Source organism: Streptomyces sp. 35G-GA-8 (assembly GCF_023534745.1).
GTDB lineage: Bacteria > Actinomycetota > Actinomycetes > Streptomycetales > Streptomycetaceae > Streptomyces.
This window is the reverse complement of record NZ_JAMHJQ010000005.1, coordinates 208,405-231,558: the sequence shown is the minus strand read 5'-3', so window position 1 is coordinate 231,558 and position 23,154 is coordinate 208,405. Positions and strand designations below refer to the sequence as shown.

The following is a 23,154-nucleotide window of genomic DNA, read 5'->3' as shown; positions in this document are numbered from 1 at the left end:
GCTGCTCGATCACGCCAGCCAGGGCCGACGGCGGGATTCGTACCCGCGAACTGAGGAAACCTTAGCCCGCGATCGACGCGCATCGGTGGAGTTCGGCGGACACGCCGACCGGCACGGGGGTGAAACCACCCGTTCGGCCGAACGGTGGGCGGATCCAGGTCGCTCTGGCCCCGAACGTCTCGCCCGCGACGGCTGAGAGCGCATGCCTGATAGTGGGTCACAACTGAGTGATCTGCGCCACATTCGGATCGATTGTGGATTGAACTCGACGCGGGGGCGGCCGGCGGTGGCTCGGTTCGCGCTGTCTCGTCGACGCAGGTCGGGGCCTGCCTGTCGGTGTTCGCGCGCTTACTCGGTGTGGCGGATGGGGTGGATGGGATGGCATCTGTATGTAAGGGGACGATCGCTTTCCGTATTTTTCTTGGGTGTCGCGTTGCACGTTTGACCGCCCCGGTCCGAAAAGCTGCTTCTTGAGGACATCGAAGTCCTCCAGCACCAGCGGGGGTTCGAGGGTGCTGCTCAGTAGAAGAAGGACATGCCGTGACGCCCAACGACGTCTTCGCCCTGCTGGTGGTCGCCACCGCCGTGCGCGTCTTCGCCTCGGACCTGCGCCACCTGACGCGGCGTCTGCTGCGCGCCGGGGTGCGGGTGGGAGCCGCCGCGCTGATAGAGGACCGCCACCGCGGCGCTCCCCGTGCTCCGCGCGCTCCTCGTGCTCCCCGGACCGAAGTGCTCACGCCCGCCGCCCACGACGAGGAGGCCCAGCCGTGAACACCGACCTCCCGTCGCCCGACGACCACGGCGAATACCTGGCCGAGGTGCGGTACACCCTGCCGCCCGCGCTGGAGGCCTTCCACGACCTGTATGTGAAGGCCTATCTCAACTACGCCCACGCCATGCTCGGCGACAAGGCCGCCGCGGTGGCGGTGGTGCGCCGCTGCTTCTCCCATCTGGCCCTCAACTGGGAACGCGTCATGCGGGCGGAGAGCCCGGAGGCATACGCGTGGGCGCTGCTGAAGGCGCGGGTGGACACCCATCTGCGGCTGGCGGGCCTCGACCCCCAACTGGTGGAGACCGCCGCGTTCCAGCGCACCGCCCGCGCGGTGCTCGAATCGGTGCGGTGCACGTTCGAGGTGATGGAGACCTCCCTGGGTCTCTACACCGCCATCGCCTCGCTGCCCGAGCGGCAGTACGACGTGATCGTCCTGCTGTATGTGCTGGGCTACCCCTCGTACAAGGTCGCCCGCATCATGGGTGTGGAGCGCGACACCGTCCGTTCCCACCGGCGGCTGGCCAAGCGCCGTATCGCCCAGAAGCTCGGCCTGCCCCTGTACGCGGACGCCGGCAAGGAGAAGGAGTGAACCCCATGCAGTCCCCGCGCGGCATCGACGAGGTCCTGGAAGACGCTGTGATTCCCGACGCGTTCGCCGAGTACGACCTCGCCGCCTCCAAGGCGCAGATCGCCCGTGATGTCGCCGACACGCTCATGTTCGACGGCTCCGTCGCCCGTAACGCCGGTGTCGCCAGGACCCGGCCCGCTGCCCCGGCCGACTTCTTCCCGACCGTCCACGATCAGGCGGGCAAGGACCTGCACGCCCTGTCGGCCGAGGCGTTGCACGGCATCGACGCGGCCGGGCGGCTGGCCCGGCTCGCCAACTCCCGCCGTATCGACCCCGACGGCGCGCTGTACTTCGCCTGCCTGCTGAACCTGGCCGGATGGCACGAAGGCGCGCAGTTCTGGTGGCAGTTCGCGGCCGGCGCGGGCAACCCCACGGCCGCCTACTGCCTCTATCTCCTCCATCTCGGCAGAGGTGAGCGGCGAGACGCCGCGCACTGGGCGGACCAGGCCGCCGATCTCGACTCCGGGCTCGTGGCGCTCCCGGCGGGTCGTCTCACCGTCAGCCGGCCCACCACACACCACCGGCGCCCGCCCAGCCCGGCGCTGCGCGCGGCCGTCCAGCGTCTGACGATCGAGGAGGACGAGGAGTTCGGCAGCGTTCCGCACCCCGACCCGCATCTCGCGGAACAGATCGGGGAACTCGCCGACGCGCTGTGAACGCGCCCGGCACGCGGATACGGGGTCCGCGGCCGAGTGGCCGGTCGCGGGGGGCCGCGACCGACCGCACGGCCGCGGCCGGATGGTGCGCCGGATCAGTCCTCGGTCAGCTCCGCGCCGGGACCGGCAGAGCGCGCAGCCAGTCGGTCAGCAGCCGGCCCACCTCGTCGGCGCGTTCCTGCTGCACCCAGTGCCCGCAGCCGTCGAGGATATGCGAGGAGACCAGACCGGGGAGGGTCGTGGGGTACGCCGCGATCGCGTCGGCCAGCCAGGTCGTGGACGCGTCGAGCGCACCGCCGATGAACAGCGAGGGCTGAGTGATCGGCGCCCCGTCCCACGCGGCGAGATCCGCCCAGTCCCGGTCCATGTTGCGGTAGCGGTTGAGCGCCCCGGTCAGCCCCGTACGCTCGAACTCGTGCGCGTAGACGTCGAGATCGGCGTCGCTGAGCCAGGCGGGCAGGGAGGCGTCGGGGAAGCGGTCCGAGAGTTTTCCGCCCACCGGGACGAAGTGCGGATCGCCGCCGTCGGCCGGGGGAACCGCGTCGCCCGAGAGCGCGGCGTAGAACCCGGCCAGCCAGCCGCGGACATCGCGCTCGATCTCCGCCTCCGCCCGGCCGGGCCGCTGGAAGTAGCTGACATAGAACTCCTCGGGGCCGCCCATCATGGAGAAGGCGTCCGTCGGCCGGAAACCGCCGCGCGGTGTGTAGGGAACGCTGAGCAGTCCCACGGCGGTGAAGACATCGGGCCTGAGCAGCGCCGTATTGGCGGCGATGGTCGCACCCCAGTCATGACCGATGACGGTGGCGGTCTCCTCGCCGAGCGCGCGCACGACACCGACGTTGTCGGCGACATGGGCCAGCATCCGGTACGCCTCGATGTCGTGGGGTTTCGAGGAGCGCCCGTAGCCCCGCACATCGATGGCCACCGCCCGGAACCCCGCCGCGGCGAGCACCGGGAGCTGGTGGCGCCAGGAGTACCACGACTCGGGGAACCCATGGACCAGCAGAACCAGGGGACCGGTGCCCTGCTCCACCACATGGATCCGGCCGCCCGGAACATCCACCAAGCGGTGTGTCACGTCCGGTACCTGCGCGTGCTGAGACATCCGTCCTCCTTGAGCATTCCTGCGTGGTCGTGCGACGGCGTACCACGGCGGGGCAGCCCGGGTCCGGGGCCCCGCCGTGACGAACGCCGTCACCACGACCATGTGGCCCCGGCACGGCAGGGGCAAAATCTCTTTGCCGATCCGGCAAACCGGCCGGGCACACCGGCCGGTGCCGTCTCGACGGCACCCCTAAAGTGTGGCCGCGGACGCCGCGCGCAACAGCCGGAGCTGGCCTATCTCGGCGACGTTCTTCATCAGCTCGGCATTCACCCAGCCGGCCATGTCGGCGACGCTGTGCCCGGGGTCGTTCCGCCACGGGAACGGGGCGGTGGCGTCCAGATCGGTGTCGGTGAGCCGGTCGAGCACCGTCAGCCACTCCGCACGGAGGCCGCGCAGCCAGGCGATGGCCGCCTCACCGTCGCCCGGCCACCCGATCTCCTCCCGCTCCCGCGGCGTCCGTCCCCGCGCGTGATCGATGGTCACACTCCACCACCATCCGATGTGCCAGGTCAGCCAGCCGATCGTGGGGACGGGGACGGGATCGGGTTCGGTCTCCGCCCAGTCCGGCGCCCATGTCCCGGTGGCGTCGTCCTGTCGTACCGTCCAGCAGTGGGACGCCGGCTCCCACAGGAAGTCCGCGGGCTCCAGCCGCTCCAGGTGGTAGTCGAAGAGCTGCCAGGTGAGGTCGAACTGTCGGCGCAGCAGTGCACATCGGGATACGTCCATCGGCCGACCCTGCCACGCCGTCGCCGCGCCCGGACAGCCGTTTTCCGGCGGCGGCCCGGTACGGGAAGCCCCGGAGCGGGTCAGATCTTCCCCGTCCCCGCACCCGCCGTCACCGACGCGACGACACTCGACGCCGGTTCCGCCGTGTAGCTGTACGGCGGTGTGGTGAAGGAGCCGGTCCCCGAGATCTCGGTGGCGGCGCCTCCGAGGTCGTTTCCGCGCAGCACCGCGTAGCCGTCCACATCGCTGCTGCGGTTCGTGGTCACCGCGACCTTCGTGTCGCGGAAGACATTGTTCTCGACCAGCATCTGCGCCCCCATCCGGGAGTGGCAGGCGGTGTCGGCGCCCTGGACGTAGTTGTCGTAGAAGTGGCCGGTACCGAAGCGGAGGCTGGGGAGGCGCGAGTAGACGTTGCTGAACTGGTTGTGGTGGTACGTCACGCGCAAGTGCCCGGTGTCCTCGGCGCTGTTGTTGTCGCTGTGACCGACGAGCGAGCCCTTGAAGTGGTCCTTGAAGGTGTTCCAGGACACCGTGACCTGGTCGGAGGCGTGGGTGATGTCGAGCAGTCCGTCGTAGTGGTCCTTGTCGTGGTCGCGGTCGGCCGAGAAGGCGTTGTGATCGATCCACACCTTCGTGGACTTCTGTACGGTGATGCCGTCCGCGGGCGCGACGGGCTTGCTGATCCGGAGATTGCGGATGATGACATTCGTCGATTCCTTGACGCGCAGTCCGCCACCGGTGAAGCCCGACTCCGAACCCACCCCCAGCACCGTGGTGTTGGAGCCGATGTCGACCTGGCCGCTGAGCGTGATCAGCCCGGAGACGCGGACGACCTTCGCGGAATCACCCGCGACGGCGGAGGTGAACGCGGCGAGCGTGCTGACCGTGACGGGCGTCGCGCCGCCGCCGCCGGTGGTGCCCGCGCCGAAGCCGATGGGCCCGGTCTCCGCGGCGACGGCGGACTGCTGCGGTATCGCGCCGAGGGCGGCGACGGCGACGGTGGAGGCGAACAGGGCCGCCAGGCGGCGCCGGCTGATGATCGTGGACATACGGGTGTGTCCCTTCGGAGGGCAAGGAGGGGGACGGGCGCTGTGCGCCCGGGGCGTTCCCCCTCTTGTCGCCGACGAGGACCGAAAGGTTGCCGGTCCGCGAGGGACGGGCCGCGGTGTCCGGCCCGGATCACTCCCCGGCGGCCGGGCCCGCCGACTCGGCCGGGGCGGCCGGGCCCACGGAGTCGGCGGGCTCGGCGACAGGAGTGATCGGCAGGCACACCCGGAATCGGGTATGCCCCGGCCGCGAGTCCACCCTGATGTCGCCGTGGTGCTTGTTGACGACGATGCGGTACGAGATGTCCAGGCCCAGTCCGGTGCCCTCGCCCACCGACTTCGTGGAGAAGAACGGTTCGAAGATCCGCGGCCTGACCTCCGGAGGAATACCGCTCCCGGTGTCCGTCACCTCGACATACAGCCGCTCGCCGTCCCTTCTCGTGCCCAGAGTGAGCGTGCCCTCTCCGTCCATGGCGTCGACCGCGTTGTCGATCAGATTCGTCCACACCTGGTTCAGCTCGGCGCCGAACGCCGGGATCGGCGGCAGGCTCCTGTCGTACTCCTTGACCACCCGGATCCCGGCGGGGATCTTCGCCCGCATCATCGTCAGCGTGGCGTCGAGCAGCGCGTGCACATCCACGACCTGATGCGGAGCCCGGTCCAGCTGGGAGTACTGCTTGGCCGCACCGACCAGGTCGGAGACCCGGGTCACGGCGTCGTCGATCTCCCCCATCAGCAGTTCGGTGTCGATGGCGTACGCCAGCCAGCGCACCGCCGAGTCCAGATGATCCTTGCCCACCGCCTCGGCGGCCGACGCCAGCCAGGGCACATTGACCCCTCCGGAGACCAGGACGGGCGCTACATCCCAGGGGCTGGCCACCTCGTGCTCATCGAGCCAGTCGGTGAGTTCGTCCTCGGCGTCCGAGGCGTCGAGCGCCGACATGGGGGAGGCCGCGGCGGCCTGCTTGACCGCCGCGTCCTGGAGCTCCACCAGAGCACGCAGCCGGGTGCCGTCCAGCCGGCCGTCCGCGATCAGGGCGAGTTTGTGCCGCATCCCGGCCACCCGCTCGCGCAGCGCCTCGGTGGCCCGTACCGCCGCCGCGGCCGGATTGTTGAGTTCATGGGTGAGACCGGCGGACAGCGCTCCCAGCGCGACCAGCCGCTCCCGCTCGCCCAGGATCGTGTCCGCCGCGCGCGACCCGAAGAAGAGCCCTTCGAGCAGATGGAGCGCCATCGGGAACCAGCCGCGTATGGCCGCGGCGAACTCATCGGCCGGCAGGGCGAAGAACTCCGCGTCGCTGATGGCCCGCAGCGTGTTCGGATAGACCTGGTCGACACGGTCACCGAGGTACGCCTGGGTCGCCCCGCTGTACACACCGCGCCGGTCGGTTCTGGTGACCTCGATCTCGTCACCGTGCAGCCGTCGGCTGAGCGTCACGGCGCCGCTGAGCAGCACGAAGAAGCAGGTGGCCGGCTCACCTTCGGTGTAGACGGCGCTGCCGCCCGTCCGCCGCTCGACCCTGCCCCGCTCCGCCAGCCAGGCCAGCTGGTTCTCGTCGAGCGCCTCGAACAGGAACAAGGTGCGCAGTTCCGCCGGCGTCAAACGGTTCGAAGCACTCACTGTGACTCCAAGTAGCGGTGGACCAGCGAAATGGCCATCGCGCCGTCACCGACGGCGGAGGCGACGCGTTTGAGCGACGCGGCACGGACGTCACCGGCCGCGAACACCCCCGGCACGCTGGACTCCAGGTGGTAAGGGTCCCTCGGCAGCGGCCAGTTGGCCGGCCGCCGGCCGTCGGCCACCAGATCGGGGCCGGTGATCACGAACCCCCGCGCGTCGCGCTCGACCACACCCTCCAGCCACTCCGTACGCGGCTCCGCGCCGATGAACACGAACAGCCAGGACGAGTCGACCGAGTCCGTCGCCCCCGACCGGACGTCCCGCAGCGTGATCTGCTGCAAATGGCCGTCGCCCTTCCCGCCGACCGCCTCGGTCCAGGGGTGGACGACGATATGGTCGATGTCGTTGATCTGCTCGATCAGATAGCTGGACATCGAACTGGTCAGATCCGAGCCCCTGATGAGCAGATGCACACGCCGCGCGTAGCGGGAGAGATACACGGCCGCCTGCCCTGCCGAGTTGGCGCCGCCCACCAAGTACACCTCCTCGTCCGAGCAGGTGGACGCCTCGGTGACAGTGGACCCGTAGAAGACCCCCGCTCCCGTGAACTCGTCCAGGCTGGAAGCGGCCAGACGGCGGTAGGACACGCCGGTGGCGAGCACCACGGTATGGGCGGTGATGGAGCTGCCCTGTCCGAACCGCACCACCCGGCCCGATCCGGCCGCGTCCAGCCCGACGACCTCGCGGGCGCTGAGGATCTCGGCGCCGAACTTCAGCGCCTGGCGACGGGCGCGGTCGGTGAGCTGGGCTCCGGAGACGCCGTCGGGGAACCCGAGATAGTTCTCGATCCTGCTGCTCTGTCCCGCCTGCCCGCCGGTCGCCTCGCGCTCGACCAGTACCGTACGCAGCCCCTCGGACGCGCCATACACCGCGGCGCCGAGCCCGGCAGGTCCGCCGCCGACCACCACGAGGTCATAGAAGTCCGAGGTGGGGGTGGTACTCAGCCCGACATGCGCGGCGAGCTCCTTCTCGGCAGGTGCCACCAGCGATGTGCCGTCGGAGGTGACCACCAGCGGTACGTCCGCGGGCGCCACTCCGGCGGCGGCCAGCAGCCTGGCGCCCTCGGGCTCGTCGGCGGGCAGCCAGCGGTACGGCACCAGATTGCGGGCGAGGAAGTCACGTACGGCGAAGGACGGGGCGGACCAGCGGTGCCCCACCACGCGGGTCTCGGTGCTGGTCGGATCCGGGGTGGTCGCCCAGGCGTCCAGCAGTTCGTCGATCACCGGGTACAGATGCTCCTCCGGCGGATTCCACGGCTTGAGGAGGTAGTGATCCAGATCGACGACATTGATCGCGTCAATGGCCGCGCCCGTGTCCGCGTACGCGGTCAGCAGCACCCGTCGGGCAAGGGGGAAGAGGTCCATCGCCGCTTCGAGGAACTCGATGCCGTTCATCTGCGGCATCCGGTAGTCGGCGAGCATCACCGCGAGCCGTTCACCGCGCAGCTTGATCTCGCGCAGCGCGTCCAGCGCCTCCGCCCCGGAGACGGCGCGCACGACCCGGTACTGACCGCCGTATTTGCGCCGGATGTCGCGGGCGACCGCTCTGGAGACCGCCGGATCGTCGTCGACGGTCAAGATCGTCGGGTTCGCCATGCCATCACCATCGCCTGAGGACGAAACGGCCTTCAAAGAACCTTCAATGAAACAGTCTACGAGCGCCCGCCCGCTCCGCCTCCAGACGCCCGGGGCGCGGGCCGGACAGGGCGCCGCCCGGCCTGCCCGGGAGTGACGGCCCCGCGACACGGAGTGTCCGGGCGCCGCGCGCGCCTCCGGCTCGGACGGGCTGGTGGCGGGCCCCGTTACGGTGGGGCAGATCATGGTCTCCGAGATGTCAGCCGTCCGTTGGTGTCCGGGGGTTGCGGGGAGGGTCGATGAGGCTCTGTTTTGTGGTGGAGGAGCAGTACCGGTTCGACGGCATGCCGGTGGAGGTGATCGGTCAGCTCGCCGGCTGGGGGCACCGGGTGGACGTCGTACGGCCGGGCGCGTCACTGCTGCGGTTGTCGGAGGCCGTACGCGCGGGCGGTCATGACGCGTGGGTGCTGAAGACCGTCTCCGGGGGCCCGGGGCTGGCGTTGCTGGAGGCCGCCGCGGCGGTCGGGCTGACGACGGTGAACGACGCGCGGTCGATCCGTGGCGTACGGGACAAGATGGCGGCGGCGGTGGTCGGCCACAGCCGGGGACTTCCGGTTCCGGAGACCTACGCGGTCGCGCGCCCCGAGTTGCTGGCGGAGCTTCCCGCCGCGGCGTTTCCGTTGGTGGTCAAGCCCGCCGAGGGGAGTTCGGGGCGGGGCGTGCGTCTTGTGCGGTCGCCTGACCGGCTGGCGGCGGCGAGCGCCGGGCTGCCGGGGGAGGGGATGCTCATCGCCCAGCCGTACATTCCCAACTCTGGCGTCGATCTGAAGGTGTACGGGGTGGGTGGCGAACTGTTCGCGACGGAGCGGTCCTCACCGCTGCATCCCGGGAAGTCCCAGCGGGAGCGTTCCGTTCCGCTGCCGGCGGAGGTGGCGGGGCTGGTCGCCGAGGCCGGTGAGGTCTACGGGCTCGATCTGTTCGGTGTGGATGTGCTGCTGGGCCCGGACGGTCCGGTCATCGTCGACGTGAACGACTTCCCGAGTTTCCGGCGCGTGCCCGACGCGACGGCGCGCGTGGCGAGGGCGGTCCTTGAGCTGGCGCGTACGGGCGGTACCGCTCGTGGTGCGGCGGCGGCCGGTCCGTTCCCGCGGCCGGAGGCGGTGTCCGAGTCGGTTCCGGTGGCGGTGCCGGAGCCCGTATCGCTCCTGACGTCCGCCGGGGTTCCGTTCCGGATACCCGCGACGGCGGGAGAGGCCGGATGAGGATCTGTCTGATCACCTCCCGGCCCGATCACCCGGTGCTGGCCGCGACCACCGCGCTGCTGACCCGCCGTCACGAGGTGGAGTCGATCGATCCGGAGTCGGCCCCGGAGTCGGCCCCGGAGTCAGGGGGCGACGGTCCGGCCGGCGACCCGGCCGCTTCCGGCTCGCTCGCCGATGTCTATCTGCTGAAGGCACGGACACCGCGGGCGCTGGCCCTGGCCGGATCCTTGGAGGAGCGCGGGGCTCCGGTGCTGAACTCGTCCTCGGCGACCGCGCTGTGCCAGGACCGTACGGAGATGGCCGGTCTGGCCCGGCGCGCCGGGCTGCCGTTCGCGGCCACCCGGAGCGTGACAAGCCTGGCCGCACTCGCCGACGAGCGCGACCTGCCGTATCCGCTGGTGGTCAAGAGCCGGCACAGCCGACGGCACGACCTCGTCACCCGGGTCGACGGCGCCGCGCGGCTGCGCGAACTGCGCTCCGAATGGGCTCAGGAGCCGGTCGTGGTCCAGCGGTTCAGCGAGAACAGCGGCTGGGACCACAAGCTGTGGGTGATCGGCGGCCGGGTCTTCGCGGCCCTGCGCCGCTCGGAGCTGGCCGAGGGCGGGCGGGGCCCGACGCTCCCGCTCGCACCCGGCGATCTGCCCGACGGCTGGCAGGACTTGGCGCGCACGGTCGGTTCCGTATTCGCGCTGGAGGTGTACGGCGTCGATGTGATCGACGCGGGCGACGGCAGCCCACTGATCGTGGACATCAACGCGTTTCCCGGAATACGCGGTCAGGAGGGCGCCCCGGAAGCCCTCGCGGCCCTGGCGCTACGGGCGGCCCGGCGGTCGGCCCGGCGGTCCGCGCGGCGGTCGGCGGCAGTTGGGCCGTCGGTCTGATCACCGCTCACCGGTCGTCCGTGTCCGTGTCGCCTTCGACCCGTGAGTCCGTGCGGCGGCGGGTGCTCTCCAGCCGGCGTGCACGGTGGCTGGCGACGTTGAGCCGGTTGCCGCACAGCTCGGGCATGCAGTAGCGACGGCGCCCGGCCTTGCTGGTGTCGACGAACATCCCCTCGCACACCGGCGAGGCGCAGTGACGGAACCGGTCGTGGCTCAGGGTCCGCAGGGCGCCGAGCAGTCCCGTGCCCATGAGAACGGCCAGCTCGTCGGCGACGGACGTGTCCGGTGACGTCATGACGTACCACTGCCAGCGGTCCTCGGTGTCGCGGTACAGGGACGGACCGATGCCGCCCCGCCCGACCAGCGCGCTCGCGGCTTCGACGACATGCTCCTCGGCGTCGGCCTCAAGAATGGCGCGGATCTCTCCGCGCAGGGCGCGTACGTCTTCGAGATCGGTGTCGTCCGGCAGCCGGCCATCGGCGAGGGCGTCGAGGTGGATGTCGTGTTCCGTCAGGAAGTGCGTCAGTGCGGCGGGGTCGATCAGGATCTCGCCCACCGTCCGCCAGACCAGGGGCGAGGTGTTGACCAGATCGGTCGCTACGCCTGCCCCCAGCTTGTAATTGGAAAAAGGAATCTTCAAGCCTTACTCCATGCTAGGGTAACCGAATAAATCAACTATACCCATTACCGACAACGCCGCTGAGGAGAACACCATGGACACCGCTCCCTTCCTGGCCTACCTCGACGGACGCCAGGTCCGCTGGCAGCTGATACTCGACGAGTGCGTCGACAACGCCGGTGACGACCCGCGCGCCCGGCTCCTCGCGGTCTTCGACGCCCTGCGGTCGTGGGCGGCCTCATCGCCCGGCTTCCGCGGTTGCGCGCTCGTCAACGCCATGGTCGAGCTCGCCGACCCGCGGCACCCGGCCCGCTCCGTGACCGCCGCCCACAAGCGGGCGCTGCGCGCCAGGATGCTGAAGCTGGCCGAGGCGACGGGCACGCCCGATCCCGGCCTGCTCGTGGACCAACTCCTGCTGGTCTACGAGGGAGCGATCGCCGGTCACGCCGTGGGCAGCGTGGAGAAGGCCGAGGACAAGGCGCACATCACGGCCCGTCGGCTGATCGCCGCCGCCACTCCCTATCCCATCGACACCTTCTGGGCGGGCCCCGAACCTACGGCGCGGTAGCGCCGCGAAGGGGAAACGCCAGGTCGGGTGGCATCATCGGGCGCATGGCTCTGATCGAGGTCGTACAGGGTGACATCACACGCCAGGACGTGGACGCCATCGTCGCGGCGGCGAACACGTCGCTGATGGGCGGAGGCGGCGTGGACGGCGCGATTCACCGGGCGGCCGGGCCGCGGCTGGCCGAGGCGGGCGCCGCGATCGGACCATGCCGGCCGGGCGACGCGATGGCGACCCCCGCGTTCGACCTCGACCCACCGATCACGCATGTGATCCATACCGTCGGCCCGGTCTGGAGCGGCGGACAGCACGGCGAGGGCGAGGTTCTCGCCTCCTGCTACCGCCGCTGCCTTGAGGTCGCCGACGAACTGGGCGTCAGGACCCTCGCCATTCCGGCCGTCTCCACCGGTGTGTACGGGTTCCCGGCGCAGAAGGCGGCGCGGATCGCCGTCGCCACCGTCAGATCGTCACCGACCTCGGTCGAGGTGATCCGGCTCATCGCCTTCGACCGGGAGACACATGACGTGCTGACAGCCGCTCTCGCGGAGTAGCGAGCCGTTCGCGCCGGGCCGCCGCCCCGGGCCGTGCCGCCGGGGCCCTGCCGCCCGGGACCGGATTCGTCACTTCCCCTACGGCCCGGTCCGCGCCAGGCTGGGGCCCGCATGTGTCATCAGCGAGAGGAACCGACGGCAATGACGTTCGACGTGGCAGCGGTACGCGCGTCCTACCCCGCGCTCAGCGACGGTACGGCCTATCTCGACGGCGCGGCGGGCACGCAGGTGCCGACCGCCGTCATCGACGCGATCACGGACGCGTACCGGTCGGGGATCGGCAATGTGGGCGGCTCGTTCGCGGCCAGCAGGCGCGCGGGGGAGATCGTCGCCGAGTGCCGCCGGGCGCTCGCCGATCTGGTCGGCGGCGTCTCCGAGGGCATTGTCCTGGGCCCGAACACCACGTCGCTCATCTACCGCTTCTCCCAGGCCCTCGGCTCGACCTGGCGGCCCGGTGACGAGATCGTGGTCTCCCGGCTCGACCACGACGCGAACATCCGGCCGTGGCTCCAGGCCGCGGCCCGCGCGGGCGCGGTCGTCCGGTGGGCCGAGGTCGACCCGGCGACCGGCGAACTGCCGGTGGAGCAGTACGACACGCTGCTGGGCGACCGTACCCGCCTGGTGGCGGTGACGGCGGCCAGCAACATCCTCGGCACCCGCCCCGATGTCGCGGCGATCACCGCCAAGGCACACGCGGTCGGTGCCCTGACATTTGTCGACGGGGTCCACGCCACCCCGCACGGTCCGGTCGATGTCGCACAGCTGGGCGCGGACTTCTACGCGACGAGCGCCTACAAGTGGTCCGGTCCGCATATCGGCGCGGTGGCGGCGGACCCGCGGCTGCTGGAGACGCTGAGCCCGGACAAACTGGTCTGTTCGCCGGTCGCCGTGCCGTCCCGGTTCGAGACCGGCACGGCGCCCTTCGCGGACCTGGCCGGTGTCACGGCCGCCGTCGACCATCTGGCCGCACTGGCCGGCCCCGCTCCGGGCGAGCGGCGCGAGCGCCTGCTCCGGTCGATGGCCGCCGTGGAGTCGTCCGAGCGTGAGCTGTTCGCCGTGCTGCGGCGAGGGCTGGCGGAGCTGCCCGGGGTCACGCTCCACGGCGAGCCCGCGCACCGGACCGCGACCGTCTACTTCCGGGTGGCGGGCCACACACCGGGAGAGGTCTCCGAGCGACTGGCTGCCCGTGGGGTGAATGTCTGGGACGGTCACTGCTACGCCTGGGAACTGGCCGGCGTGCTGGGGCTCCGGGACACCGGTGGCGCGGTACGGGCCGGGCTGGTGCACTACAACGACCGCTCGGACGTGGACCGGCTGCTGACGGCCGTCGCGGAACTGGAGGCGTGACGCGTGGCGCCGCCACCGGTACAGGTCTCCGGCCGGAAGGCCCGGCGCGGCCCCGCTCGTCCCGTTCCGTCGAGTTGACCGGCAGGACGGGGCCGGATGTCACCCCCCGTGGCTATTGTTGAGAGGTATGAGGGAGACCGGGGGAACTTCCGCATACTTTTCGGCGGACGGTAGTTGGCGGGTACGGCTGTTCCAGGGGGAGGACCGCGGGGCGGCGCCGCTCGGAGCGGGAGTGCTGCTGTCCGGTGGGCTGGTGCTCACCTGCGCCCATGTCGTCCTGTCCGAGCGCCGTCCGGGAAGCGCCGGTGCGCCCCGGCCCCTGGAGCGGGTGTACGCGGAGTTCCCGGGCGCGCGCTCCGCGGTGCCCGAGCCGCTGCGCGCCGAGGTGCTGGCCGAATATCTGCGGCCGCCCACCTCGCACTTCAGCGCGGACATCGCGCTGCTGCGGCTGGCCGGGAGACCGCGGGTGAAGCCCGCGGTGCTGCACCGGCAGATCCCGGCGCGCAACGCGCTGGTGCACACGGTCGGCTATCCGGTGGACCTGCCGGGCGGTGAGCACATCAACGCGCGGCTGATGGGGCGCGGCGGTCCCGGCCATGACCCCGAGTGGGTGCAGCTCGACCCCGAGTCGGCGCCCTACGCGGTACGGCACGGGTTCAGCGGCAGCGGTGTGGTCCACAGCGGTACGGGCGGGGTCATCGGCATCCTCGTGGACCAGCACGGCACGGAGCGCTTTCCCGTCGCCCTGGGCCACGCCTATGTGATCCCGACCGAGACGATCCTGAGGCATCTGCCCACCGACAAGCTGGATCTGCTCGTGTCGGGGCCGCGCGCGGTCTCGCGCACCATCCCGCTCGCCCCCGGCACGGGGAGTGTGGAGCGCGCCCTCGGGCTGCGCAGGACGATGACCCGGTGGCTCAGCGACGGCGGCCCCGTGACAGGCACGGGCACCGCGGGCACGGGTACGGCAGGCACCGCGGGCACGGCGGGCACGGACACGGGAGCGGCGCCGGGCACCGATTCGGGAGCGGCGGGGGGAGCGGGGGCGGGGTCGCGTACGAGCACACCGGGGGCCGGGGCCGCGGCCTCTCTCGATGTCGCCGCGGTGCCCGACCGCGTGGCGGAGCCCGTGGAGCTGGCCTTCGCCCATGACGGCGACCACGACGCTCTGTTCGCCATTCACTCGACACTCATCCTCGCCGACCGTGAGCGCAATCCGCGGGCGGTACGCACCGGTGGACCGATGGATCCACAGGCAGGCTCGATCGACATCGCGCTGGACGCGACGGGCTGGACGGCCGAGCAGCTTGTCGCCCGCACTGCGGCCCGGGCCGGTCTGCGCGACCGTACGTCACCGCCCGCCGGCACCGCCGTACTGCTGGAGCGGATCGCCGAGGAGTGCCCGCCGCTCTCCGCCGCGTTCCTCTCCGTCGACCGGGTCGCCCCGGAGGGGGTGGCGGCCCTGCCCCTGCTCCGCGCGCTGCTGAAACCCGGCCACAGCAGGCTGCTGCTCGTCTTCCGCGATCCGCACTCCCCACTGCTGGAGCGCGTCGCCGGTGAACTGCTCGACCCGGGGTGGGCGGAGCGCCGCGCGGCGGCCGTCGCGGGGCGGCTGGCCGTACTCGCCGCTCTGGAGAAGAGGCGCCGTCAGCTCCAGCGGACGAGGACGGAGCGGTGGGCCGTGCGGGCCCCCGAATCACCGGCGAGTCAACTCGCCGCGCGATTGGCGGAGTTGCGCCAGGGGGATGTGCTGCGCAACAGCGCGGTCGTCGCGTACGAGCTGTTCCGGCTGACCACCGAGGTCGAGGACGCCGTACAGTCACTCGATCTGCCGCACACCCCACGGGGATACGTCGTGCTCCCGCCGGGCGACGGACTCACCGACCTCCCGCACGTCACCGTCGGCAATCCCGACGATTTCGTCGAGCCGGAGCCGGAGCTCGACCACGAGCCTGAGCACGGTGAAGAGTTCGGAGCCCGGCCCCGCCCGCCACGGCCGCCCGTCGCCGCGGCCGGTCCCGGTCCCGGTCCCGGTCCCGGTTCCGGTTCCGGTTCCGATCCCGGTCTCGTACGCGGACAGGAGTTGCACCAGCAGTACCGGGTCGTCGGCCGGCTCGGCCAGGGCAGCTACGGGCAGGTGTATCTCGCCCGCGACCAGATGCTCGAAGAGCGGGCCGTGGCGCTCAAGGGCGTGCGCGATCCCGATGATCCGAGCGCCACGAAAACCGCCCTGACGGAGCGTCTGCGGCTCGTCAGCCTCAACCATCCGTCGATCATCAAGGTCTTCAACTACGCCAGGCACCCCGGCCACCCGGCGAACACCGCCAAGTTCATCGTGATGGAGTTCGCCGACGGCGCCCCGCTGGCCTGGGTCGCCGAGCAGATCGCCCAGCGCGTCGCGCCGTTCCACGACTACCGCGTCCACGAGTTCATCGCCGTCTACGGGCTGCGCATCCTCAACGCCTTCACGTATCTGCATGTCGAGAGAGAGTTCGTCTACGGTGACCTCTCCCTCACCAATGTGATCCACTGCGGCGACGGCATCAAACTGATCGATGTCGCCGGCGTGCGGAAGATCGGTTCCCCCGGGCCCGTGACCTATCCGGCACCCGAGCTGCGCACCTCCACCAACATGACCGTATCGGCCGATCTGTATGCCGTCGGCGCCGTTCTCCAGGCGCTGCTCGACCGGGTGCCCGAGGACCCTTCCGGTCTCGGTACGACATCACTGCGAAGGGCCCTGAGCCGCGCCATGGCGCCCCGGCCCGAGGAGCGGTTCGCCACGGCGGAGGAGATGTCCGTCCAGCTCCGCGGCGTCCTGCGTGAGCTGCGCTCGCTGCGGATAGGTGAAGAGACATTCGAACCGTCACCGCTCTTCGCCGCGGCGCCCGCCGCCCTCGACGGCGAGCTGGGCAAGGCCCCGCCCCTGGAGCAGTGGCGACACGGCGGCAACGGCAAGCGCCGGCTGACGGCCTGGCCACCGAGACCGACGGAGGTCGCTCTTGGGCTGCCGGTCCCCAAACCGGACGACGCCGACGAGAACTGGACAGAGTTACAGCGCACTTCGTACGACGATCCGGCCGGACTGCTCCAGCTCAGCAGCGCCTGGGACGAGTCCCCCGAACGGGCCCTGCTGCGCTGCCGGCTCCATCTGGAGATCGCCCGCGACCATCCCGCCGAGGCCGTCCGGGAACGGGCCGCCGCCGAGCGGGAGCTGACGCGGGCCCGGGTCGCCGTCGGCGCTCTCGCCGCCCACGACTGGCGGCTGCACTGGCATCAGGGGCTGCTCCATCTCGCCCGTGACCGGGTGGAATCCGCGCTGGAGTGCTTCGACCTGGTCTACGCGGCGATCCCCGGCGAGTACGCCCCCAAACTGGCCCTGGGCTACTGCCACGAGGTGCTCGGCCGTCCGAAGGAGGCCATGGTGCTGTACGGGGCCGTGTGGCACCGCAATCACGCCCTGGGGGGCGCCGCTTTCGGTCTCGCCCGTATCCATCTCGCCGACCGGAAACCGCGGCTCGCCCTCGACTGTCTCGAAGCCGTCCCCGCCGATTCGCGCCATCGCACCGCCGCGCGGACGGCCATGGTGCGCATCCTCGCCGACCCGCCCGTCGACGGCTCGCCGCCGACCGTGGCCTCGGCCAGACAGGCGTGGGTGGCCCTGCACCGGCTGACCCTGAAGGAGGGCCTGACCGACCGGCACGCGCAGGAACGGCTCCGCGCCGATCTCCAGGAACTGCTGCTCCTGCTGGTCACGACCGCGCGCGGGAGTGAGCAGAGCCGTACGGTTCGAGGCCGCGGCAGACAGGGCCGCGGCGGAAAGGCGCAGGACGCGGCCGAAGCGGAGTCCGGGCCGCTGGCCACGCTCCACGCGGAGCTGGCGGAACTGCCCGAGACGATCCCCGCCCCGGTCACGGCACGGGAACTGCGCGAACAGCTCGCGGCCTGCTATCTGCGGCTCTCCGAGCAGGTGCCGCTCACCGCACGGCCCGAGGACCGGGAGCTGGCCGAGGCCCTGGTCGACAACGCGTACCGCACCCGCCCCTACGCCTTCAGCCATCGCCGCGGTGAACCGAGTCGCGGCCTGTTCCGCGGCTGGCTCCGCGGCCGGCCCTCCGGCCCGGCGGGTGCCACCACGACCGGGGAGCGGAGATGAGCGACCGACTCGGGCGCCACCCCCGGGACGGCTCCGCGGGGGAGCCCGGCGGACGCGTCGCGCGGTCGTTCGCGCGCGTCGGGCGCCGTGTGAACTGGCGGGGCGCGGGGCGGGCGCTGTGGCGCCGGGCGTCCGGGCGCACGCCCTCGGGCGACCGGCGGTCCACCGCGCAGTTCCTGCTCGGCCGGATGCTGCTGCTGCCCGCCGTCGCCTTCACGGTGCTCGCCCTGGCGGCCACGGCGTACTTCGACCTCCAGGGCCGTACGGGACAGCTCCGCGACCGCTACGCCCCCGCCCTGGTCGAACTGACCCATGCCAGGATCTCGCTGACGCTCGCGCGGTACGAGGCCGAGCGCCGGCTCGGCAAGGGCGGGGAGGAACCACTGGCCCAGACCGCGCTCGTCGGGCTCGGCGAACGGTATCCCTCCCTGCTGACCGAGGCGTCGCAGAGCCTGAACAACGCCGCCCAGACCAAGGCCCTGAACAAGGCGCAGGAGCAGGAGGTCCGGGTGATCTCGGGGCTGGTCGTCGCCTACGACGACTGGATCAACTGGGCCAACAGCCACTACGGGAGCGACGTACTGCGCGGCGCCGGCATGGAGTACGCGGCGGGCCTGCTGGGCAGCGGCACGGGCCCCATCGATGACACCTCCCCGGCCCTCCTCGATCGCATCAGGAGTCTGGAGGCGGACCTGCGTGCCGACGTGGACGACCTCTCGGGATGGACCGCGCTGCCGGTGGGTGCGGCGTCGGCGGCGGGGCTGGCGGCGCTGGTCTTCACGTTCACCGTCGTCGGCACGCTCAACTTCGTCAGGGGGCAGCTGCGCATACGGAGCCCGCTGCTGACGGTCTACGCGGTGCCTGTCCTGCTGGTGCTCGTCGTGCTGGGTTTCGGCGCCGCCGGCCAGCACCGCGCGCAGCTGTACGTACAGCACACGGCCGAACGCCTCGGGGACATCGCGGTGCCGCACACGCCCGGTGACGGGATCAAGAAAGAGATCAAGAGCGAGATCGACACCGACACCCTGATCGAGGAGGCGGACGAGCGGCTCGCCGCGAATCTGCGCGGTACGCACCCGGGCGCCTGGGCACCGGCCGCGGGCCTGGCCCTGGCTCTCGCCGCTGCGTCCACCGTGGCCTGCGGTTTCACCCTCTTCCACTACGGCCGGAGGCATTTGGCGATCCACTGGAGGTCCCCATGAGAACCACGCGCCCCCTGTTCCGCGCCGTTCTGGCGGGCTGCCTGCTCGCCGTGGCCGCGCTCGTGTCGGCCGGCTGCTCGACCGAGGAGGACAGGACGCTGGTGGTGCTCGGCCCGTGGACCGACGGTGAGGAACAGCCGTTCGTGGACACGCTGAAGAAGATCAGCGAGCGGACGGGGGACACCTACGTCTACGAGGGCACGCGCTCCCTGCGCGAGACGCTGGTCGCCCAGCTGCGGACGGACACACCGCCCGATGTGGCGATCCTCAACGGCCAGGGCGAGCTGGCCGAGTACGCGCGCGACGGCGACGCGCGGCCGTTGCCGGAGGGCGTGGCGGAGGCGGCCATCGGACCGTGGTCACCGAGGATCACCCTCAGGGACAAGGACGGCGAGCAGCGCCAGCACTCGTACTGGGTGCCGGTGCGGGTCGACCTCAAGAGCATCGTATGGAGCCGTCCCGACGACAGGGACGCGGCCGGGAACCCCACCTGGTGCCTGGGCATGGCGTCGGGCGCCACGTCCGGCTGGCCGGGCACGGACTGGATCGAGGATCTGCTGCTGCAGCGGTACGGCCCCTCCGTGTACGAGCGGTGGGCCACCGGCGATCTGGAGTGGGACGTCGGCCCGGTGAGGGAGGCCTGGCGGTCCTGGCGGACGCTGCTGACGGCGGGCGGCGGCAACGCGGGCAAGGACGCGCTCGCCACCTCCTTCCAGGGCCGGAACGGCCTGCTGAACAGCGGCGACTGCACCCTGGAGCACCAGGGTTCCTTCATCCGTCGCCACTACGGCAACGACGTACTGCCCGCGCCCACCTCCGACGTCGTCCCCGGTCTGCCGGCCCCTCAGAAGGCGTACGAGGTCTCGGGCGACATGGCGGCCGTCTTCACACCGAGCGACGCGGCCTGGAAACTCATGAGGCAGCTGACCTCGCGGGAAACCCGTGACGACTGGGCCGCCGCGGCGAAACCCGCGGAGCGCCCCATCTTTCCTGACCGCACCGCGGGCCCAGGAGCCCTGACGGCGGGCACCGCGAAGGTCCTGGAACTGTTCCGGGAGGCGGACGAGCTCTGCTTCGACGCCTCCGACGCCATGCCGTCGACCCTCCGAGGGGCCTTCCAGCGGGCCGTACTGGAATTCCTCCAGAACCCCCGTGACGACAAGCTGCTCGACGGACTGCTGCGACAGCTGGAGGCGGAACGGCGGTTGCAGCGGGAGGCGGGCGCGTTCGCCATAGACCATCTGTGCGGGGGCCTCCCGGACGGCTGAGCCGGCCCGCCGGGTGGGGCGCACCCACCGAGGTGCGCCCCGAGCCGGTTCAGGACGAGCGGTTCAGGACGAGTGGTTCAGAGCGAGCGGCGCGCGGCGACCGCGTCAGCCGGCCTCCGGCGCCTCCAGCAGACCGCGGACCTCCTCCGCGGTGGTTTCCTGGAGCTCATCCGAGAGGAGCAGCCAGCGGGTGACACCGGCCTCTTCGAGGAACCGCAGATCGTGGCTGGCGATCAGGAGCGCGCCCTCGTACGACGCCAGCGCGCTCGTCAACTGCCGCACACTCGCCGTGTCCAGGTTGTTGGTCGGCTCGTCCAGCATCAGCAGCTGCGGGGCGGGCGCGGCGAGCATCATCGCCGCGAGCGCGGCACGGAAGCGTTCTCCGCCGGAGAGTGTGCCCGCCGGCTGCTCGGCGCGCGCACCCTTGAACAGGAATCGCGCGAGCTGGGAACGGATGTGGTTGTCGGCCACACCGGGAGCCAGCCGGGCCACATTCGCCGCGACGCTCAGCTCGTCGTCCAGCACATCCAGACGCTGCGGCAGAAAACGCAGCGGTACGAACGTCCTGGCCTCGCCGGACAGCGGGGCCAACTCCCCGGTCAGTGTGCGCAGCACCGTGGTCTTGCCCGCGCCGTTCCGCCCGACCAGGGCGATCCGCTCGGGCCCGTGCACATGGAGGTTTCCCTCGCGCAGTGCCCCGAACCGGGGACGCAGCTCACGCAGGCTCAGGACGGTGCGGCCCGTGGGCACGGCCGTATGAGGAAGGCTCACGCGGATCTCGGCGTCGTGACGGATCGCGTCCGCGGCCTCCTCCCGGCGCTCACGCGCCTCATTCAGCCGGTCCTCGTGCAGGCCGCGCAGCTTGTCCCCCGATTCCTGCGCGTTACGTTTCCGCTCGCCCGCCACGATCCTCGGGGCCCGCCGCTGCGCGTCCATTTTCTTGCTGTGCCGCTGGCGCCGGGCGATCTTGACCTGGGCCTCTTCCAGCTCGCGCTTCTGCCGGCGCACGTCCGCCTCGGCGGCCCGCAGCATCCGCCCGGCCGCTTCCTGCTCGGTCGCCAGGGCTTCCTGATACGCGGACCAGCCGCCCCCGTACCAGCTCACGGCTCCGGCGCGCAGTTCGGCGATACGGTCCACGCGTTCGAGCAGTTCGAGGTCATGGCTGACGACGACGAGCACACCGGAGCGCCAGGAGTCGACGGCCTCGTACAGCCTGCGGCGCGCGGACAGGTCGAGGTTGTTGGTCGGCTCGTCCAGCAGGAGGATGTCGGGACGTTCCAGCAACAGGGCGGCCAGCCGCAGCAGGACGGTCTCCCCGCCGGACATCTCGCCGACCGTACGGTCGAGTTCGACGTTGCCGAGGCCGAGCGAGCCCAGTGTCGCCAGAGCGCGTTCCTCGACGTCCCAGTCGTCGCCGATCGTCTCGAAGTGTGTTTCGCGGACATCGCCGGCCTCGATGGCGCGCAGCGCGCCACGCCGCTCGGCGATGCCCAGGGCCTCGTCGACGCGCAGGGCCGTGTCGAGGGTGACGTTCTGGGGAAGGTGGGCGAGGCTGCCGCCCGCGCTCACCGACCCCTCGGAGGGGCGCAGCAGGCCGGCCAGCAGCCGGATCAGTGTGGACTTGCCCGTGCCATTGGCACCGACGAGACCGGTGCGGCCCCGGCCGAAGGTGAGGGACAGCCCGTCGAAGACGGTGGTGCCGTCGGGCCACCGGAAGGACAGGGCGGAGCAGGTCAGGGAGGCGCTGGGGGTGGTGGGTGTCGCCATGGGGATTCTCGCAGTCGAAAGCGTGGTGGACGGGGGGCTTCGTATGCGAGCACCACGCGGCGACCAGACCGGGAAAAGGAGGGTGCGGCGGTCCGGAGAATGGAGAGGACGGCTCCCTGCACCGAGGTCGCTTCCACGCGGGTGTCACGGACGGCACGAATGCCGCTACAGCGTGACGGGCGCACGGCGAGAGCCGTACGGCGCGGTGATCGCGAACCTCAGATGCGCAACGTCCACCTCAATCGGAGACAACAGGACCGTGGAAAACCATAACGACCTCTCCGGCGAATGGCAAAGCCCCGGCGTGATGCCCGGGGGAGCGGGCCCCGGGGGAGCGGGCCCGAATCGGGTCGCGCGCGGTGATCGGCCGGTCGGCCGTACGGATTGTTGTGCCGGGGCCGATCGGGGAACGTGAGCCTTGATCGCGAGCTCGCGGGCCCCGCGAATTCGCCCGCGACCGGTCCATCACCCCCGAGAACCCGGAATCCGAGGGAGCCGCTGTGAAGTTCGGTGTATCGACCTTCATCACCGACCAGGGCATCGCGCCCGCCCCGCTGGGGCGCGCGATCGAGGAGCGAGGGCTCGACTCCTTGCTCATCGCCGAGCACACGCATATCCCGGTGGAACGCCGTTCGCCGTACCCCGGCGGCGGCGAGCTGCCGGAGATCTACTACCGCACCCTCGACCCGTTCGTCGCGCTCAGCGCGGTCGCCGCGGTGACCGAGCGGATCCTGCTGGGTACCGGTATCGCGCTGGTGGTCCAGCGGGACCCGATCATCACGGCCAAGGAGGTGGCGTCCCTGGACCTCGTCTCCGGCGGGAGATTCATCTTCGGGGTCGGCATCGGCTGGAACGAGGAGGAGATGGAGAACCACGGCGCGAACCCGCGCACCCGGGGCCGCCTCGTGGACGAGCGGCTGCGGGCCATGCGGGAGCTGTGGACGAAGGAGAAGGCCGAGTTCCACGGGGAGTTCGTCGACTTCGATCCGGTCTACTCGTGGCCGAAACCGGTCCAGCGCCCTCATCCGCCCATCTACGTGGGCGGTGGCGAGGGGGCCTTCAAGCGCGTGGCCTCCTTCGGCGATGCCTGGCTGGCCAACAGCAGGGGAGCCGAGGAACTGGCCCCGAAGATCGAGCGGCTGCGCGGCGTCGCGGGCCGGGACGTGCCGGTGACCGTCTACGCGGTGGAGAAGAAGCCCGAGATCGTCGAGCAGTACACACAACTCGATGTGGAGCGGCTCCTCTTCTCCCTGCCGACGATGCCGGAGGCCGAGACGCTGGCCTACCTGGACGAGCTGGCCGGCGTCGCGGAACGCTTCCGGTGAGCCGTTGGACGCCGCAGTGCCGA

Annotated in this window: 19 protein-coding genes; 12 read left to right on the top strand and 7 right to left on the bottom strand. The window is 71.2% G+C overall.

Annotation, left to right across the window (positions count from 1 at the left end):
- The first annotated feature begins 540 nt into the window (after positions 1-540).
- The 3 genes from M1203_RS13035 to M1203_RS13025 are packed head-to-tail and all read left to right on the top strand — an operon-like array spanning position 541 to position 2,056.
- The gene (locus tag M1203_RS13035; RefSeq protein WP_249949799.1) at positions 541-771 is read left to right on the top strand and encodes a hypothetical protein; all 231 of its coding nucleotides are present in this window, start codon (positions 541-543) and stop codon (positions 769-771) included.
- Positions 768-1,361, top strand: coding sequence for a sigma-70 family RNA polymerase sigma factor (locus M1203_RS13030; protein ID WP_249949798.1), 594 nt, complete (start codon positions 768-770; stop codon positions 1,359-1,361). The genes M1203_RS13035 and M1203_RS13030 overlap by 4 nt, the downstream gene beginning before the upstream one ends.
- A gap of 5 nt (positions 1,362-1,366) precedes the next feature.
- On the top strand, positions 1,367-2,056 hold the full coding sequence (locus M1203_RS13025) for a hypothetical protein (RefSeq protein ID WP_249949797.1): 690 nt from the start codon (positions 1,367-1,369) through the stop codon (positions 2,054-2,056).
- 106 nt (positions 2,057-2,162) lie between these two features.
- Here the strand turns inward: M1203_RS13025 and M1203_RS13020 are convergent, their stop codons facing one another.
- The 5 genes from M1203_RS13020 to M1203_RS13000 all read right to left on the bottom strand — a co-directional run bounded on the left by M1203_RS13020 (position 2,163) and on the right by M1203_RS13000 (position 8,209).
- A complete protein-coding gene (locus M1203_RS13020) occupies positions 2,163-3,161 on the bottom strand; it encodes an alpha/beta fold hydrolase (RefSeq protein WP_249949796.1) in 999 nt (332 codons plus the stop codon).
- Between the two features lie 189 nt (positions 3,162-3,350).
- The gene (locus M1203_RS13015) at positions 3,351-3,887 is read right to left on the bottom strand and encodes a DinB family protein (RefSeq protein WP_249949795.1); all 537 of its coding nucleotides are present in this window, start codon (positions 3,885-3,887) and stop codon (positions 3,351-3,353) included.
- Positions 3,888-3,967: 80 nt separating this feature from the next.
- Entirely contained in the window at positions 3,968-4,936 is a 969-nt protein-coding gene (locus tag M1203_RS13010; protein WP_249949794.1) for a polysaccharide lyase family 1 protein, read from the bottom strand.
- 130 nt (positions 4,937-5,066) lie between these two features.
- Positions 5,067-6,554 carry an ATP-binding protein gene (locus tag M1203_RS13005; RefSeq protein WP_249949793.1) on the bottom strand — a complete coding sequence of 496 codons (1,488 nt, stop codon included), beginning with the start codon at positions 6,552-6,554 and terminating at the stop codon, positions 5,067-5,069.
- Entirely contained in the window at positions 6,551-8,209 is a 1,659-nt protein-coding gene (locus M1203_RS13000; RefSeq protein ID WP_249949792.1) for an FAD-dependent oxidoreductase, read from the bottom strand. The genes M1203_RS13005 and M1203_RS13000 overlap by 4 nt, the downstream gene beginning before the upstream one ends.
- A gap of 278 nt (positions 8,210-8,487) precedes the next feature.
- Here M1203_RS13000 and M1203_RS12995 point away from each other — a divergent pair, with 278 nt between their 5' ends.
- Together M1203_RS12995 and M1203_RS12990 are read left to right on the top strand one after the other, a co-directional pair.
- A complete protein-coding gene (locus M1203_RS12995; protein WP_249949791.1) occupies positions 8,488-9,450 on the top strand; it encodes a RimK family alpha-L-glutamate ligase in 963 nt (320 codons plus the stop codon).
- Entirely contained in the window at positions 9,447-10,331 is an 885-nt protein-coding gene (locus tag M1203_RS12990) for a RimK family alpha-L-glutamate ligase (RefSeq protein WP_249949790.1), read from the top strand. Before M1203_RS12995 ends, M1203_RS12990 begins: the two co-directional genes overlap by 4 nt.
- 7 nt (positions 10,332-10,338) lie before the next feature.
- On the opposite strand, the gene M1203_RS12985 is transcribed toward M1203_RS12990, so the two are convergent.
- Positions 10,339-10,971 (bottom strand): CGNR zinc finger domain-containing protein, encoded by a 633-nt coding sequence (locus M1203_RS12985; RefSeq protein WP_249949789.1) that lies wholly within the window; start codon positions 10,969-10,971, stop codon positions 10,339-10,341.
- 73 nt (positions 10,972-11,044) lie between these two features.
- On the opposite strand from M1203_RS12985, the gene M1203_RS12980 reads away from it, so the two are divergent.
- The 6 genes from M1203_RS12980 (at position 11,045) to M1203_RS12955 (ending at position 20,039) form a co-directional block, all read left to right on the top strand.
- A complete protein-coding gene (locus M1203_RS12980; RefSeq protein WP_249949788.1) occupies positions 11,045-11,518 on the top strand; it encodes a TetR family transcriptional regulator C-terminal domain-containing protein in 474 nt (157 codons plus the stop codon).
- Positions 11,519-11,562: 44 nt separating this feature from the next.
- A complete protein-coding gene (locus M1203_RS12975) occupies positions 11,563-12,066 on the top strand; it encodes an O-acetyl-ADP-ribose deacetylase (RefSeq protein ID WP_249949787.1) in 504 nt (167 codons plus the stop codon).
- 141 nt (positions 12,067-12,207) lie between these two features.
- Positions 12,208-13,413 carry a cysteine desulfurase-like protein gene (locus tag M1203_RS12970; RefSeq protein ID WP_249949786.1) on the top strand — a complete coding sequence of 402 codons (1,206 nt, stop codon included), beginning with the start codon at positions 12,208-12,210 and terminating at the stop codon, positions 13,411-13,413.
- A 232-nt stretch (positions 13,414-13,645) separates the two neighbouring features.
- Positions 13,646-17,569: a tetratricopeptide repeat protein gene (locus M1203_RS12965; protein WP_249949785.1), complete on the top strand. Its 3,924-nt coding sequence runs from the start codon at positions 13,646-13,648 to the stop codon at positions 17,567-17,569.
- On the top strand, positions 17,566-18,771 hold the full coding sequence (locus M1203_RS12960) for a hypothetical protein (RefSeq protein ID WP_249949784.1): 1,206 nt from the start codon (positions 17,566-17,568) through the stop codon (positions 18,769-18,771). Before M1203_RS12965 ends, M1203_RS12960 begins: the two co-directional genes overlap by 4 nt.
- Positions 18,768-20,039: an ABC transporter substrate-binding protein gene (locus M1203_RS12955; RefSeq protein ID WP_249949783.1), complete on the top strand. Its 1,272-nt coding sequence runs from the start codon at positions 18,768-18,770 to the stop codon at positions 20,037-20,039. Before M1203_RS12960 ends, M1203_RS12955 begins: the two co-directional genes overlap by 4 nt.
- A 105-nt stretch (positions 20,040-20,144) precedes the next feature.
- Here the strand turns inward: M1203_RS12955 and M1203_RS12950 are convergent, their stop codons facing one another.
- On the bottom strand, positions 20,145-21,806 hold the full coding sequence (locus M1203_RS12950) for an ABC-F family ATP-binding cassette domain-containing protein (protein ID WP_249949782.1): 1,662 nt from the start codon (positions 21,804-21,806) through the stop codon (positions 20,145-20,147).
- Between the two features lie 500 nt (positions 21,807-22,306).
- Here M1203_RS12950 and M1203_RS12945 point away from each other — a divergent pair, with 500 nt between their 5' ends.
- Entirely contained in the window at positions 22,307-23,131 is an 825-nt protein-coding gene (locus M1203_RS12945) for an LLM class F420-dependent oxidoreductase (RefSeq protein ID WP_249949781.1), read from the top strand.
- Positions 23,132-23,154 lie beyond the last annotated feature (23 nt).